The 14,083-nt window shown below is 62.9% G+C and carries 14 protein-coding genes; 12 read left to right on the forward strand and 2 right to left on the reverse strand.

Annotation, left to right across the window (positions count from 1 at the left end; translation table 11 throughout):
* The first annotated feature begins 74 nt into the window (after positions 1-74).
* Entirely contained in the window at positions 75-785 is a 711-nt protein-coding gene (locus tag PCO31110_RS02890; RefSeq protein ID WP_036663828.1) for an MgtC/SapB family protein, read from the forward strand.
* 144 nt (positions 786-929) lie between these two features.
* The gene (locus PCO31110_RS02895; protein WP_150689574.1) at positions 930-1,262 is read left to right on the forward strand and encodes a hypothetical protein; all 333 of its coding nucleotides are present in this window, start codon (positions 930-932) and stop codon (positions 1,260-1,262) included.
* A gap of 232 nt (positions 1,263-1,494) precedes the next feature.
* On the opposite strand, the gene PCO31110_RS02900 is transcribed toward PCO31110_RS02895, so the two are convergent.
* Positions 1,495-1,821, reverse strand: coding sequence for a DUF1840 domain-containing protein (locus PCO31110_RS02900; RefSeq protein WP_010808405.1), 327 nt, complete (start codon positions 1,819-1,821; stop codon positions 1,495-1,497).
* Positions 1,822-1,986: 165 nt separating this feature from the next.
* Here PCO31110_RS02900 and argS point away from each other — a divergent pair, with 165 nt between their 5' ends.
* The 6 genes from argS to PCO31110_RS02930 all read left to right on the forward strand — a co-directional run bounded on the left by argS (position 1,987) and on the right by PCO31110_RS02930 (position 8,451).
* On the forward strand, positions 1,987-3,741 hold the full coding sequence (gene argS, locus PCO31110_RS02905) for an arginine--tRNA ligase (protein ID WP_150689575.1): 1,755 nt from the start codon (positions 1,987-1,989) through the stop codon (positions 3,739-3,741).
* Between the two features lie 85 nt (positions 3,742-3,826).
* The gene (locus tag PCO31110_RS02910; protein WP_150689576.1) at positions 3,827-4,519 is read left to right on the forward strand and encodes an SPOR domain-containing protein; all 693 of its coding nucleotides are present in this window, start codon (positions 3,827-3,829) and stop codon (positions 4,517-4,519) included.
* 247 nt (positions 4,520-4,766) lie between these two features.
* Positions 4,767-5,450, forward strand: a complete 684-nt coding sequence (locus PCO31110_RS02915) for a thiol:disulfide interchange protein DsbA/DsbL (protein WP_010808402.1) — start codon at positions 4,767-4,769, stop codon at positions 5,448-5,450.
* 46 nt (positions 5,451-5,496) lie between these two features.
* The gene (locus tag PCO31110_RS02920) at positions 5,497-6,351 is read left to right on the forward strand and encodes an SDR family oxidoreductase (RefSeq protein WP_010808401.1); all 855 of its coding nucleotides are present in this window, start codon (positions 5,497-5,499) and stop codon (positions 6,349-6,351) included.
* A 99-nt stretch (positions 6,352-6,450) separates the two neighbouring features.
* Entirely contained in the window at positions 6,451-6,900 is a 450-nt protein-coding gene (locus tag PCO31110_RS02925) for a hypothetical protein (protein ID WP_010808400.1), read from the forward strand.
* Positions 6,901-7,131: 231 nt separating this feature from the next.
* Complete coding sequence (locus tag PCO31110_RS02930; protein WP_010808399.1) at positions 7,132-8,451, forward strand: MFS transporter; 1,320 nt, start codon at positions 7,132-7,134, stop codon at positions 8,449-8,451.
* A gap of 102 nt (positions 8,452-8,553) precedes the next feature.
* Here the strand turns inward: PCO31110_RS02930 and PCO31110_RS02935 are convergent, their stop codons facing one another.
* Positions 8,554-9,636, reverse strand: a complete 1,083-nt coding sequence (locus tag PCO31110_RS02935; RefSeq protein ID WP_010808398.1) for an MBL fold metallo-hydrolase — start codon at positions 9,634-9,636, stop codon at positions 8,554-8,556.
* Between the two features lie 131 nt (positions 9,637-9,767).
* Between PCO31110_RS02935 and PCO31110_RS02940 the strand changes: the two genes are divergently transcribed.
* The 4 genes from PCO31110_RS02940 (at position 9,768) to aceK (ending at position 14,037) form a co-directional block, all read left to right on the forward strand.
* Entirely contained in the window at positions 9,768-10,205 is a 438-nt protein-coding gene (locus tag PCO31110_RS02940; RefSeq protein ID WP_010808397.1) for a MerR family transcriptional regulator, read from the forward strand.
* Between the two features lie 184 nt (positions 10,206-10,389).
* Positions 10,390-10,866 carry a PaaI family thioesterase gene (locus PCO31110_RS02945; RefSeq protein ID WP_051126455.1) on the forward strand — a complete coding sequence of 159 codons (477 nt, stop codon included), beginning with the start codon at positions 10,390-10,392 and terminating at the stop codon, positions 10,864-10,866.
* Positions 10,867-10,964: 98 nt separating this feature from the next.
* On the forward strand, positions 10,965-12,146 hold the full coding sequence (locus PCO31110_RS02950; RefSeq protein ID WP_150689577.1) for an isovaleryl-CoA dehydrogenase: 1,182 nt from the start codon (positions 10,965-10,967) through the stop codon (positions 12,144-12,146).
* 85 nt (positions 12,147-12,231) lie between these two features.
* Positions 12,232-14,037 (forward strand): bifunctional isocitrate dehydrogenase kinase/phosphatase, encoded by a 1,806-nt coding sequence (aceK, locus tag PCO31110_RS02955; RefSeq protein WP_010808394.1) that lies wholly within the window; start codon positions 12,232-12,234, stop codon positions 14,035-14,037.
* Positions 14,038-14,083 lie beyond the last annotated feature (46 nt).

Here is a 14,083-nt window from a genome sequence, read left to right on the forward strand (position 1 = left end):
AGACGATCGGATCCCCGGCCTCCGGCCCCCTGCCATATGCCGGCTGGCTCACTTCGAGACGTTTCATGCACGCACTGCAAAGCATCCAGAATTTCCAACTTCTCCCGCTGCTCAACACGGCAGTCGCGCTATTCGTCGCGTTCGTGCTCGGCACGATCATCGGCGTGGAGCGGCAAGTCCGCCAACGCACGGCCGGCCTGCGAACCAACGTCCTCGTGGCCGTGGGCTCGGCCGCATTCGTCGATTTATCGATGCGGCTCATGCCCGGCGACACCCGCGTGATTGCCTATGTGGTCTCGGGTGTCGGCTTCCTCGGCGCGGGTGCGATCATGAAGGACGGTGCCTCGGTGCGCGGCCTGAATACCGCTGCCACGTTGTGGGGCTCGGCCGCTGTAGGCGCCGCCGCCGGGGCGGGCCTGATCGTCGAAGCCTGCGTAGTGGCCGCGTTCGTGCTGGCCGCCAACACGCTGTTGCGTCCTGTCGTGAACAGCATCAACCGTACCCCGATCAACGAGGCAACGTCCGAAGCGACTTACGCGCTGTCCGTCATCTGCGCACGCACAACGCAGCGCGAAGTGCTCGACAAGGTGGAGGCCTGGCTCGAAGCGTCGAACTATCCGGTGCGGGCGCTGGACATCCATCCGTTCGGCGAAACGGAAGTCGAGATCGAGGCGCTGCTGCTGCCCACGGCAGTCAAGGCAGGCGAACTCGACGCACTCACCGATCATCTCGAAACGCTGCCCGGCGTCAATCAGGTGTTCTGGTCAAGCCGTTCGGATGACTAATCAAAAAAGTCAAATTACAATCGATTACAAAGCCTTACAGCACCGCACGCTGTGTCTTCTTAGACTGGAATCTCACTCACGCAAGTGATGCCTGCACCAAAGACGTTCCTTCGATGTGCAGCGCAAAGTAAAGGAGTCCATCTGATGAAGAAGCTGATTATTTCGGTTGCTGCCCTGACCCTCGCCGGTGCCTCGGCACTGAGTTTTGCGCAAGGTTCCGCCGGCGGCGGTGCGGCAAGCCCCGGCGGCAGTACGGCGACAGAGCCGTCGACCCCGATGCCAATGCCGATGCCGGGCCAGGCTTCGCCGAACGCGCGTCAGACCCCGGCGCCGGGCGCACAAACCATGATGCCCTCGGACCCGCATCCCGGCTCGCATGCGCAGAAGCCGCGTCACACCAAGAAGGCGCCAGCCAAAGGCAGCGCAGGTAACGACGCCGCCAATGCTGCGGATAACGCACCGGGCAAGGCGGAGTAACGTCAGCCAGCGGTCACACGTCAGGGAATCGGCGCCGCCACGGTTCGCGGCCTTTCACGGCATGCAGGATCTTCACGTCCGGTAAAGCGCGTTAAGGCCGACACCCTCCTCGCCTGGAGGTGGCCCGTTTCCATATGCCACAGGACACAAAAAAAGCAGGTCCGCGATTTGCGGCCTGCTTTTTTTCATTCCACGCGCTCAGTTCCCTTATCGGACGAGCGGTGTCGAGTGTTCAACGATTACCGACTTCCCACATCACGGCCACGTTTTCCTTGCGGGACTCACGCAGCATATCGAGCAGCGGGTAGGCACGTTGCGCCAGACGCAGGCGATCGGCCTCATCGCGCTCTTCGGATTTCTTGCCCTCGCTTTCCTTCTTCGCGGCAGCACTGTCTTCCGCGATGGCAGCCTCCAGCTTGGCGATGGCCTCGCCCATTTCGTCTTCGCCGATCGCACCGCGCTCCCCAAGCTTCTTGCCCACCAGCCCGAGCAGAAACTGCGCGAGATTCTCCAGCATGGTGATCGTGGGCGAGGCGTGCGATTTGAACGTTACCAGCATGATCCGTCTCCCTATTCGAGTTATCACCACCGCCGCCCCGAGCTTGTCACGCAACGGAGGGGGAACCGGCGGGTACCGTGACTTCATCATACACCTGTTAAAATCCGTTGCTGACGATTCAACTGCCTGTCCGGACGTGTCCGGACGCACCCGAAACACCCGCCAATGCTACCCGCCCAAAAGAATGCTCTCGTCGCGCTGATCGGCGATGTCGTCGCCGGTTTGATACCCGCAGACGGTACCGCGCCCGTCATCTTGCTCGAACGCCCGAAAGTCGCCGCGCACGGCGACCTGGCCTGTAACGTGGCGATGCAACTCGCCAAGCCGCTGCGCGCCAACCCGCGCGAGCTGGCGCAAAAGATTGCCGACGCCATCCTCGCCGACGCCCGCGCGAAGGGGCTCGTCGATGCCGTCGAGATCGCTGGTCCGGGCTTCATCAACCTGCGACTGGCCAACGCCGCGAAGCAGTCGGTCGCCCGCGCGATCCTGACCGAAGGCGCCGCCTTCGGCCGCAATGCCGCCAGCAACGACGCCGCGCCGGTGCTCGTCGAATTCGTTTCGGCCAACCCGACCGGTCCGCTGCACGTGGGCCACGGCCGTCAAGCCGCGCTCGGCGACACGATCTCGGCATTGCTCGGCACGCAGGGCCGTCCGGTCCACCGCGAGTTCTACTACAACGACGCCGGCGTGCAGATCCAGACGCTCTCGACTTCGGTGCAGGCACGTGCGCGCGGCTTCAAGCCGGGTGACGCCGAGTGGCCGGAATCGGCTTACAACGGCGACTATATCGGCGACATCGCACAAGATTTCCTCGCAGGCAAAACCGTGCAGGCATCCGACGGCGCGCCCGTCACCGGTAGCGGCAACATCGATGACATCGACTCGATCCGTGCGTTTGCCGTGGCCTATCTGCGCCGCGAACAGGACATCGATCTGCAAACGTTCGGCGTCATCTTCGATCAGTACTACCTCGAGTCGTCGCTGTACGCCGACGGCAGTGTCGAGCGTACGGTGAAGGCACTTATCGACGCAGGCGTCACGTACGAACAGGAAGGCGCGCTGTGGCTGCGCACGACCGATTACGGCGACGACAAGGACCGCGTGATGCGCAAGTCCGACGGCACGTACACCTACTTCGTGCCGGATGTCGCCTATCACGCACGCAAGTGGGATCGCGGCTTCCATCAGGTCATCAACGTGCAAGGTTCGGACCACCACGGCACCATCGCCCGCGTGCGCGCCGGGCTGCAGGCACTGGGCATCGGCATTCCGAAGGGCTATCCCGACTACGTGCTGCACAAGATGGTCACGGTCATGCGTAACGGCGAAGAGGTGAAGATCTCCAAGCGCGCAGGCAGCTACGTGACTGTGCGCGACCTGATCGAATGGTCGGGCGGGATTACCGCGGAAACGCCAATCGCGGACCCCACCGAGCGTGAAGCCGCACTGCGCCGTGGCCGCGACGCTGTGCGTTTCTTCTTAATTTCGCGCAAAGCCGACACCGAATTCGTGTTCGACGTGGATCTCGCGCTCAAGCAAAACGACGAGAACCCGGTGTATTACGTGCAGTATGCGCACGCGCGCATCTGCTCGATCCTGACGCAGTGGGGCGGCGACGAAACCCAACTGGTCAACGCCGACCTCGCGCCGCTCGACAGCGAACGCGCACTCGCGTTGCTGCAGTTGCTCGCCGAGTACCCGGACATGCTCACGCGCGCCGCCGAGGAATTGGCACCGCACGCGGTGGCGTTCTATCTGCGGGATCTGGCGGGGGCGTTCCACTCGTTCTACAACGCCGATCGCGTGCTGGTCGACGACGAAATCGTCAAGCACGCGCGTCTGGCGCTGCTGGCGGCAACGCGTCAGGTGTTGCGCAATGGCCTTGCCGTGCTGGGTGTGTCCGCCCCGGCCAAGATGTAAGCCCCGGCAAGGTCTGTTCACGCCAATTACCCAACCATTCCGAACAGCAAACGCATCGGAACTCTGTAAGGACGGAATCGACTCGATGGCAAACACACGTCGACCACCCCGCCAGCGGGGCGGTACTTTCCTGGGCATCGTGCTCGGCCTGATCGTTGGGCTGGCCGTTGCCGTCGTCGTTGCGCTGTACATCACGAAAACGCCGACACCATTCGTCGAGAAGACGCCGCCGCGTCCCTCCGATAACTCGCCGGCCGCTCAGGCGCCCGATCCGAACAAGTCGTTGCAGCCCCGTACGCCGCTGCCTGGCGCGGCATCGGCGCCTGCCGCACCGGAAACGGCTTCGCAGGCCGTGACGTCGCCACTCGTGCCGGGCACGCCGGTCGAGCCGACCACCCCGCCGACGGCCTCCGCCCCAACCGCACCGGCCACGCCGCCCGCCCATACCAAGCCGTCGCCGGCCGACATCCTCAATGGAAAGTCGACGGTCCCGGTGGCACCGCCGACCACACCGCCCGCCAGCGCAACGGATAACGCCAACACGGGTTACTACCTGCAGGTAGGCGCGTTCAAGTCGCAGACCGACGCCGAACAACTGCGCGCCAAGCTGACCCTCTCGGGTTTCGAGGCGAAGGTCACGCAGCGCGATGCGAACGGTCTGACGCTGTACCGCGTGCGCCTTGGCCCGTATGGCAAGCTCGACGAGATGAACCACGTGCGTCAACGCCTGCAGGATGGCGGTTACGACACGGCAGTCATCCGTTTCACGAAGCAATAAACACAAAAGGCGTTGCACCCTGTGTGCAGCGCCTTTTGTGTCTCCCTCCCGAAACCGCCACGCCCGTCAGCAGAAACGCAGAAAAAAACGCATCATTCGGGAGGTTCCGGCATCGCCGGACCGTTGAACCCGGCGGCACATCGCCGGTCATACGCACTGTCTTATTTGCCTGAATCCGGGATATGGTTTCGCAGAAACGCCGCTCAACCGATTGCTGGCGCGTCTGCCTCACTCCTAAACAACGATCATGAAAAAACTTCTTGGTGCCGTACTGATTTCTTTCGGTTTCCTCTCCGGCGCGGCCTCGGCCTCGCCTGAAGCCCCTGTCGCGGGGACCGACTACCTGGTGTTGCCGCAGGCACAGCCCACGTCGGCCGGCGCGGGAAAAATCGAAGTGACCGAGTTCTTCTGGTACGGTTGCCCGCACTGCAGCGCGCTTGAGCCGTCGCTCGAAGCCTGGGTGAAGAAGCAGGGCAAGGACGTCGTGTTCAAGCGCGTGCCGGTTGCATTTCAGGACCGTTTCGAGCCGCACACCCGCATGTTCTACGCACTGACCGCGCTGGGCCGCGAAGGCGAACTCACGCCGAAGGTCTTCAACGAGATCCACGTCAAGCACAACTACTTGCTGACGGCGCAGACGCAAGCCGACTTCCTCACGCAGTTCGGCATCGAAAAGCAGAAGTACATGGATGCCTATAACGGCTTCTCGACCCAGGCCAGCGTGAAGACGGCCAACAAGACATGGCAGGATTACAAGATCGACGGCGTGCCGACGATCGCGATCCAGGGCAAGTATCTGGTCTCGCCCGCCACTTCGGGCGATGCGCTGCAAAAGGCCGGCAAGCCGGCCACAACCGAGCAGCAGACGTTCGATGCCGCGCTCAAGACGGCCGACTCGATCATCAACCAGATCCGCGCGAAGAAGCTGTAAGCTTCGCCTGTCACAAAGCCCGGCCCCGGCCGGGCTTTTGCGTTATATGGCCACACACACGACATCACCGAAAGTCTTCATCACGGGCGCCTCGAGCGGGTTAGGCGAGGCCCTCGCGCGTCACTATGCCGCCGAGGGCGCAATCCTCGGGCTGGTGGGCCGTCGCGGCGATAAGCTCGCCGATCTTGCCGCCACGCTCCCCCATCCGCATGCCGTGCATTGCTATGCGCTCGACGTGCGTGACGCGCTCGCCCTGCACGCCGCCGCCGAAGACTTCATGTCGCGCCATGGTGTGCCCGACATCGTGATCGCCAACGCGGGCATCAGCCATGGTGTGAATACGGAAGACGCGGCCGATCTGCCGCACTTCGCCTCGGTGATGGATACCAACTGGATGGCGATGGTCGCCACCTTCTGCCCCTTCGTCGCGCCGATGCGCGAGCGCAAGCGCGGCACGCTCGTGGGCATCGGCAGCGTGGCCGGTGTGCGCGGGCTGCCGGGGCACGGGGCCTACAGCGCGTCGAAGGCGGCGGCGATGACGTATCTGGAAAGCCTTCGGGTGGAACTGCGTGCCGACAAGGTGGCCGTCGTGACGATCGCGCCGGGCTACATCCGCACGCCGATGACCGACGGCAACCCGTTCCCGATGCCGTTCCTGATGGACGCGGACAAGTTCGCGCGCAAGGCGGCCGCAGCGATTGCGCGCCGCAAGCGCTTCGTGGTGCTGCCGTGGCCGATGGGCGTCGTGGCTTGCGCCATGCGATGCCTGCCGCGCTGGCTCTACGACATGCTCTTCGCCCGCGCACCGCGCAAGCCGCGCCTGTCGGAGCGCAAAGCGAAAGACAACGCACCGGCAACCCCGGGCGAGCCGCCAGACACGCCATCGAATGGCACCGCATAGCCGATCTTGCAGGGACATCCCCCAAAGTACTGAGTGAACCGGGGAAACGCGGTGAGAGGCACGTTACAGTGCCCCAAACTTTTCACACGCGACGTCCCCATGAACGCCATGTCAACGCAAGACGCGTCAAGCGCTTGCCTCAATCGCGGCGTTGCTCCCCTGCGGCGCATCGCTCTCATTTTCCTCGTACCGCTCGCCTTCGTCGTTTCCGGATGTGCGGTGATGGACCCAGATAACTGGCAGGTCTTCGGCCCGCCGCAATCCTACGTTCGGCCTGCGCCGGTCATCGTGGCACCTGCACCGATGATCATTGCACCGCAACCGCCCGTGTACATCGGTCCGGCACAACCTTACATCGTTATGCCGCAGCCCCGGCCGCGCTCCTCTCGCGATACGGCCCACTTTCTGAGAGAGCGATGCTATCTCGAGAAGGGCGGTTGCTACACCACCGAGTATCAGCAGCGCTACGAGTACGACCCCTACAGCGGCACGTGGGGATGGGTCGGACAGCGCGACTACCGCTGGAAGGGCAGCCGCGGCAATCGCTAAGCCCCGCCGCGCCTCTGCCCCCCCGCCTGAAATTCACTTCCCTGTGACGGTTGTCCGGAATTTTGACCCGTTGTGGTGCATTACCAACCTGCGCTAGAGTGCCTGTGTAACTTGAATAGAGGTACACACGACTTTAAACCGGTCTTGCCGCCATAGAGCGGACGTATGCCGACGCGCGTGACATCGCATACCGATCCGACTGCGGCATCCGCAACCAAGCAGGAGAGGTATATGCAGGCAACCCCCACCGGCGCACCGGTTATCGATCCGGCATTGCGACGCAAAGCCGTGATCGGTTCCACGCTGGGCAATGCATTCGAGTGGTTCGACTTCACCGTCTACGGCCTTTTCGCAGTCGTCATCGCAAAACTCTTTTTCCCCGCAGCCAACGATACGAACTCGCTGCTCGCGAGTGTGGCCTCGCTTGGCGTGGCGTTCTTCTTCCGTCCCATCGGCGGGCTCGCGTTCGGTTTATACGCCGATCATGCCGGCCGCAAGTCGGCGCTCTCGGTCATGGTGCTGCTCATGGCGCTTGGCACGGGTCTGATCGGCCTGGCACCGACGTACGCGACCATCGGCTTCGCCGCGCCTCTGCTGATCCTGCTCGCGCGGGTGATTCAGGGCTTCTCGGCAGGCGGCGAATTCGGCGGCTCGACGGCCATGCTCATCGAGTTCTCGCCGGCGCATCTGCGCGGCTTCTACGGCAGCTTCCAGATGTGCTCGCAGGCCTTGGCCGTGGCACTCGCCGGGCTTTGCGCCTATCTGCTCAACACCGGGCTGACGAAGGAAGCCCTCGAATCGTGGGGCTGGCGTCTGCCGTTCCTGTTCGGGATTCTGATCGGGCCGGTCGGCTTTTACATTCGACGCCGCATGACGGAGTCGCCCGAGTTTCTGGCCTACGCCGCCGCGCGTGAACCGACGCGCCGCACGCCGCTCGCCGACGTCTTTTCGAAACACTACCGTTCGCTCATCGCGGGCTTCGGCCTGACGGTGGCAGCAACGACGTCGTTCTACGTGACACTGATCTACACGCCGATCTACGCGGTCAAGCAGTTGGGCCTGACGCAGGGTTCTGCAAGTCTCTCGACGTTCATTGCCGCCATCCTGATCGCGGTAATGTGCCCGCTCACGGGGTGGATGTCGGATCGCGTCGGCCGCAAGCCGCTGATTCTGTTGTTCGTGCTGCTCTACGGCCTGGTGTCGTTCTGGATGTTTACGCGTTTGCACGGCTCGCCGTCGATGGGCAACCTGCTGCTCGCACAGATTCTCCCGGCCGTCTGCATGGGCTTCGTGTGGGGGGCGTTCCCGACTGCGGTCACGGAAGTGTTCCCGGTCGGCGTTCGCTCGACGGGTGTGTCGATTCTCTACAACCTCTCCGTGATGCTGTTCGGCGGTCTCGCGCCGTTCTGGATCACGTATCTGATCAAGGCGACGCAAAATCCGCTCGCGCCAGCGTATTACATTCTGCTGACGGTGGCGATCAGTCTGCTGACGTACGGTCTGCTGGGCCGCGAAGGCCGGGAGGTGCCGGCGTCGGCGCAGCACGCCTGAAACGCCGCACTCGCGACACGATGAGAAATGCCCCGGTGACGACATGCTCACCGGGGCATTTTTTTCATGACTGCCGAATCAGACGTGAGATCCGGCCGGAGATCAGACCGGAGAGAAGCGCCAGACGCCCTTCGCGTCGCGCTCGCGCTTAAGCTCACCTGCCCGCCAGAGCATATGCAGATGCGCCAGCGCTTCGCCCATGGCGAAGGTCGTCTGGTGCGCGTCGAGCTTGCGATGGAACATGATGGGCACGATGTCGCCCGCGCTCTGCGGCGATCTTGCGCACGCTTCGCGCACCTCCTGCAATCGCGCCGCATGGTGATCACGCAGTTGACGAATGCGCGTGTGCAATCCGGTGAACGGCCGGCCGTGCGACGGCAGCACGAGGCAATCGGCCGGCAGATCGAGGTACACGCCCAGCGAATCGAGGAACAGTTGCAGCGAGTTGGCTTCCGGCTCGATGTCGAACACGCTGACGTTGGTCGAGATGCGCGGCAGCACCATGTCGCCCGAGATCAGCACGTTATGCTGCTCGGAGTACAGCGCCATATGTTCCGGCGAATGGCCGTAGCCCGCAATCAAATGCCAGTCGCTACCGCCGATGCGCAGCGTATCGCCATCGCGCAAGCGGAAGTAACGCGAAGGCACTTCGGGGACGAGATCGCTGAAGTAGGTCTTCCGGTTGCGAATCTGATCGATCATCGCTTCGTCGGCCAGCCCGTGCGAGATGAAGTGCGTCACCGCGAAGTCGCCACCGGCATTGGCCGCATTGTTGTTGTCGCCCTCCGACATGAGACGGCCCCACGCGTAGTCGCCCAGCGACATGGCGAGCCGCGCTTCCCAACGTTGCTTGTCGCCGCCCTTGCAGATCCAGTGCGCAAGGCCGAGGTGATCGGGGTGGCAGTGCGTGACGACAACGCGCAACACCGGCTCGCCGCCCAGGGCGCTGTCGAACACCTGCTCCCAGTACGCCTTGATCTGCGCATGCGTGATGCCGCAATCGACAACCGTCCAGCCTTTGACGCCATCCACCTCGTCGCGTAGCAGCCACAAATTGATGTGGTCGAGCACGAACGGCAGCGGCATGCGTACCCAGAAGACGCCGGGCAACACTTCGTGCACCGTACCGCCGTCCGGCAGGAAATCGCCAAGGGGATAGTTCAGTTGTTGTTCGAGGGCATTCACGGGGGGACCACGCTCCAGATGGACTTGTTCTCTTATTGTCAGGTTAACGCCGTCACCGATTGCATACGATGCAAGTTGACGCTAACGTAAACGGCAATTCTATCTGCAATGGTAAGCACTTGCTTAACCCGATGCTCACATACACGATCACCGACCTCGCCCGCGAGTTCGACATCACACCCCGTGCGATCCGCTTCTATGAGGATCAGGGTTTGCTCACGCCGGCCCGCGAAGGCCCCGGTGGACGCCATCGCGTCTACACCGGCCAGGATCGCACGCGCCTGAAGCTTACGCTGCGTGGCAAGCGTCTCGGGCTCACGCTCTCGGAGATCAAGACCATTCTCGATCTCTACGAGTCGCCCAAGGATACGGTGCCCCAGCTCAAGGTGTTCCTCGAGACCCTCTCGCAACACCGGCAAGTGCTCGAGCAACAACTTGAAGACCTGCACGCCACGCTGGACGAAGTCTCGCAGCACGAAGCCCAGTGCCTCGCGTTGCTCGAAGCGGCGGGTGAAGCCACACCCGCCCCCGTCATCCGGCGGACGAAAACGGCAGCCACGTCACACTGATTCGCAACGCTCCGGCGTCCGATACCCGCTGACCGGCCTGCGCCCAGCCCAGCGGGATTCCCCTCCCTCCTGAAGATGGCCTTTCGCGACTCAGGAAACCCCTTACTTTACGTTTACGTAAACGTAAAGTAGTATCTCCGAACTCAGCCTTGCCGGCGCTTTTGCTTCCCTCATCATGGTCAACATGCCTGCCTCTCACGCCGCACCGCTCGACGATAACGTCGCCGCGAGAATTCGCGGCAGTTTCGACCAACAAGGCGTGATGACCCATTGGGGCGCGCAACTCACGCACCTCGCCGACGGTTACTGCGAAATCTCGCTGCCGTTCTCGGAGAAGGTCAACCAGCAGCACGGCTTCTTTCATGGCGGCGTAATCGGCGCCATTGCCGACTCGGCGGGCGGCTACGCGGGCTACACGCGCATTACGCCGGATCAGGAACTGGTCACGGCGGAATACAAACTGAACATTCTGGCGCCCGGCAAGGGCGATACACTGGTCGGACGCGGCCAGGTCGTGAAATCCGGACGCACGCTCATCGTCGCCACCGCCGAATTGTTCGCCATCGACGACGGCAAATGGACGCTGTGCGCGCTCATGCAGCAAACGCTGTTCGTGCTGGCGGGCACGCCCCCGGCTGCCTCGGCATCCGTCTCACGCTGAGCGCCGCCGCACCGGATTCACCGAATCAACGCCTCTCGAAGCACCCTCGAACATCAGCGCAGGCAAGCCGCCATGCGCCACCCTCTGGAGACTGTGTCATGACTACGTTGCCCGGCCTCAATTTCATGCTCGGCGAAGACCTCGACATGCTGCGCGAATCGGTCGCGAATTTCGCGTCCAAGGAAATCGCACCGCGCGCGGGCGAAGTCGACCGCACCGACCAGTTCCCGATGGATCTCTGGCGCAAGATGGGCGACCTCGGCGTGCTCGGCATGACGGTCTCGGAAGAGTACGGCGGCGCGAACATGGGCTATCTCGCCCATATGATCGCGATGGAGGAAATCTCGCGCGCCTCGGCGTCGATCGGTCTGTCGTATGGCGCGCACTCGAACCTCTGCGTCAATCAGATTCACCGTAACGGCACCGCCGCGCAGAAGGCGAAATATCTGCCGAAGCTGGTATCGGGCGAACACATCGGTGCGCTCGCGATGAGCGAGCCGAACGCGGGATCGGACGTCGTCAGCATGAAGCTGCGCGCCGAGAAGCGCGGCGACCGCTTCGTGCTCAACGGCACGAAGATGTGGATCACGAACGGCCCGGATTGCGACACGCTGGTGGTCTACGGCAAGACGGATCCGGAAGCCGGCGCACGCGGCATGACGGCGTTCCTCGTCGAAAAGGGCATGAAGGGCTTTTCGGTCGCGCAAAAGCTCGACAAGCTCGGCATGCGAGGCTCGCACACGGGTGAGTTGGTATTCGAGAACGTGGAAGTCCCGGAAGAGAACGTGCTCGGCCAGGTCGGCGGCGGCGTGAAGGTGCTCATGAGCGGTCTGGACTACGAGCGCGCCGTGCTCGCGGGCGGCCCGCTGGGCATCATGCAAGCCGCCATGGATGTGGTCGTGCCGTACATCCACGACCGCAAGCAGTTCGGCCAGTCGATCGGCGAATTCCAGCTCATCCAGGGCAAGGTTGCCGACATGTACACGATCCTGCAGGCAAGCCGTGCGTATCTGTACGCGGTGGGCCGTCAGCTCGATTCGCTCGGCAGCGATCACGTGCGTCAGGTACGCAAGGACTGCGCAGGCGTGATTCTCTACACTGCCGAAAAAGCGACGTGGATGGCCGGGGAAGCGATCCAGATTCTGGGCGGCAACGGCTATATCAACGAGTACCCGGTCGGCCGCCTGTGGCGCGACGCGAAGCTCTATGAAATCGGCGCAGGCACGTCGGAAATCCGCCGCATGCTGATCGGCCGCGAACTGTTCGCGCAAACCCTGTAACCGACATCGATCCACGACGGACATTCAGGCGCAGGCAGCGGCGCTACAATCCACCAGACCCGCCTCTGCGCCTGTTCCGACCGGTATGAATCACTTCCCGAAACTCCTGTCGTCGCAGTTTGCTTTCGACGTCGCCCGCACGATGCTGGACGGCTTCGACAAGCATTACCGCATCTTCCGCGAGGTGTGCGTCGCGGCGCAGGCGTGTTTCGAGGCGGGCGACTTCACGGGCATCCAGAAACTTCAGCGCGAGCGCATCGCCTATTACGACCAACGCGTGCGCGAATGTACCGTCACGCTCGAAGACGAGTTCGACGCGCAGTCGCTCGACGACGATGTCTGGCAGCAAGTGAAACTGCACTACATCGGCCTGCTCACGGACCATCGTCAGCCCGAACTGGCCGAGACGTTCTTCAACTCGGTGTGCTGCAAGATCCTTCACCGCTCGTACTTCAACAATCGCTTCATCTTCGTGCGCCCCGCCGTGGCGACGGAGTACATCGAGAACGACGCGCCCGCCGCCAAGCCCACCTATCGCGTCTATTACCCGGCGCAAGACGGCATGGCCGCCACGCTCACGCGCATCGTCACGAATTTTCAGCTCACCCGTCCGTTTGCCGATCTGTCGCGTGACGTCGGCTATGTGATGCGCGCCATCGACGAAGTGTTCGGCGAGTTCAAACCGGCGCCGAATTTCCAGATTCATGTGCTCGCGTCGCTATTCTTCCGAAACAAGGCGGCCTATATCGTGGGCCGTATCGTGAACGGCGACGTGACCACGCCGTTCGCCGTGCCGATCATGCACGACGCGAACGGCAAACTCGCGCTCGACACCGCCCTGCTGCGCCGTGACGACCTGCGCGTGGTGTTCGGCTTCACGCACGCCTATTTCATGGTCGACATGGAAGTGCCGTCGGCTTACGTGCAGTTCCTGCGCACCATCATGCCGAGCAAGCCCAAGGCCGAGATATACACGTCGCTCGGGCTGCAAAAGCACGGCAAGAACCTGTTCTATCGCGATTTCCTGCATCACCTGAAACATTCGAGCGACAAGTTCGTGAGCGCGCCGGGTATTCCCGGACTGGTCATGCTGGTGTTCACGCTGCCCTCGTATCCGTATGTCTTCAAGCTGATTCGCGAGCGCTTCGCGCCGCCCAAGGAGACCACGCGCGAGCAGGTGAAAGCGAAGTATCTGATGGTCAAGCAGCACGATCGCGTCGGCCGGATGGCCGATACGCTGGAGTTCTCGAGCGTAGCGTTCCCGCTCTCGCGCTTCGACGACGCCCTGCTCGCCGAGCTTCGGCGCGAAGTGCCGTCGCTGCTCGAAGTCGACGGCGACGCGCTCGTCATCCGCCATTGCTATATCGAGCGCCGCATGACGCCGCTCAATCTGTGGCTCCAGGGGGCGTCCGACGCGCAGGTGGAGCACGCCATGCGCGAGTACGGCAATGCCGTGAAGGAATTGATGGCGGCGAACATTTTCCCGGGCGACATGCTGTACAAAAATTTCGGTGTGACGCGTCACGGCCGGGTGGTCTTCTACGATTACGACGAACTGGAATATCTGACGGATTGCCACATCCGTCGCGTGCCGGAACCGCGTAACGAAGAAGAGGCGATGTCGGGGGAAGTCTGGTACCGTGTAGGCCCGCACGATGTGTTTCCGCAGACGTTTGAAACGTTTCTGACGGGCGACACGCGCGTGCGGCACTATCTGAGCCAGCATCATCCGGATTTCTTCGACCCCGGCCTGTGGCAGGACTATCAGGACAGGGTGCGAGCCGGACAGATGCACGACTTCTATCCGTACGATGTCGCACTGCGTTTCGTCAATCGCTACGGCACCGGCAGCGGTGCCACAAACGCCCCGCCCCGCGCGGCGGCCGCTTGAGCGTGCGACGTCTCCCAGCCCACGACATGCCCGCCGGATGACACGA

Origin of the sequence: Pandoraea communis, assembly GCF_902459745.1 — a bacterium.
GTDB lineage: Bacteria > Pseudomonadota > Gammaproteobacteria > Burkholderiales > Burkholderiaceae > Pandoraea > Pandoraea communis.

Excerpts from the sequence above, each read along its gene's own strand:
- argS (WP_150689575.1), top strand. The coding sequence starts at position 1,987 with ATGCTACCCGCCCAAAAGAATGCTCTCGTCGCGCTGATCGGCGATGTC.
- PCO31110_RS02930 (WP_010808399.1), top strand. The coding sequence starts at position 7,132 with ATGCAGGCAACCCCCACCGGCGCACCGGTTATCGATCCGGCATTGCGA.
- PCO31110_RS02950 (WP_150689577.1), top strand. The coding sequence starts at position 10,965 with ATGACTACGTTGCCCGGCCTCAATTTCATGCTCGGCGAAGACCTCGAC.
- PCO31110_RS02945 (WP_051126455.1), top strand. The coding sequence starts at position 10,390 with ATGCCTGCCTCTCACGCCGCACCGCTCGACGATAACGTCGCCGCGAGA.
- PCO31110_RS02900 (WP_010808405.1), bottom strand. The coding sequence starts at position 1,821 with ATGCTGGTAACGTTCAAATCGCACGCCTCGCCCACGATCACCATGCTG.
- PCO31110_RS02910 (WP_150689576.1), top strand. The coding sequence starts at position 3,827 with ATGGCAAACACACGTCGACCACCCCGCCAGCGGGGCGGTACTTTCCTG.
- PCO31110_RS02940 (WP_010808397.1), top strand. The coding sequence starts at position 9,768 with ATGCTCACATACACGATCACCGACCTCGCCCGCGAGTTCGACATCACA.
- PCO31110_RS02920 (WP_010808401.1), top strand. The coding sequence starts at position 5,497 with ATGGCCACACACACGACATCACCGAAAGTCTTCATCACGGGCGCCTCG.
- PCO31110_RS02895 (WP_150689574.1), top strand. The coding sequence starts at position 930 with ATGAAGAAGCTGATTATTTCGGTTGCTGCCCTGACCCTCGCCGGTGCC.
- PCO31110_RS02925 (WP_010808400.1), top strand. The coding sequence starts at position 6,451 with ATGAACGCCATGTCAACGCAAGACGCGTCAAGCGCTTGCCTCAATCGC.
- PCO31110_RS02915 (WP_010808402.1), top strand. The coding sequence starts at position 4,767 with ATGAAAAAACTTCTTGGTGCCGTACTGATTTCTTTCGGTTTCCTCTCC.
- aceK (WP_010808394.1), top strand. The coding sequence starts at position 12,232 with ATGAATCACTTCCCGAAACTCCTGTCGTCGCAGTTTGCTTTCGACGTC.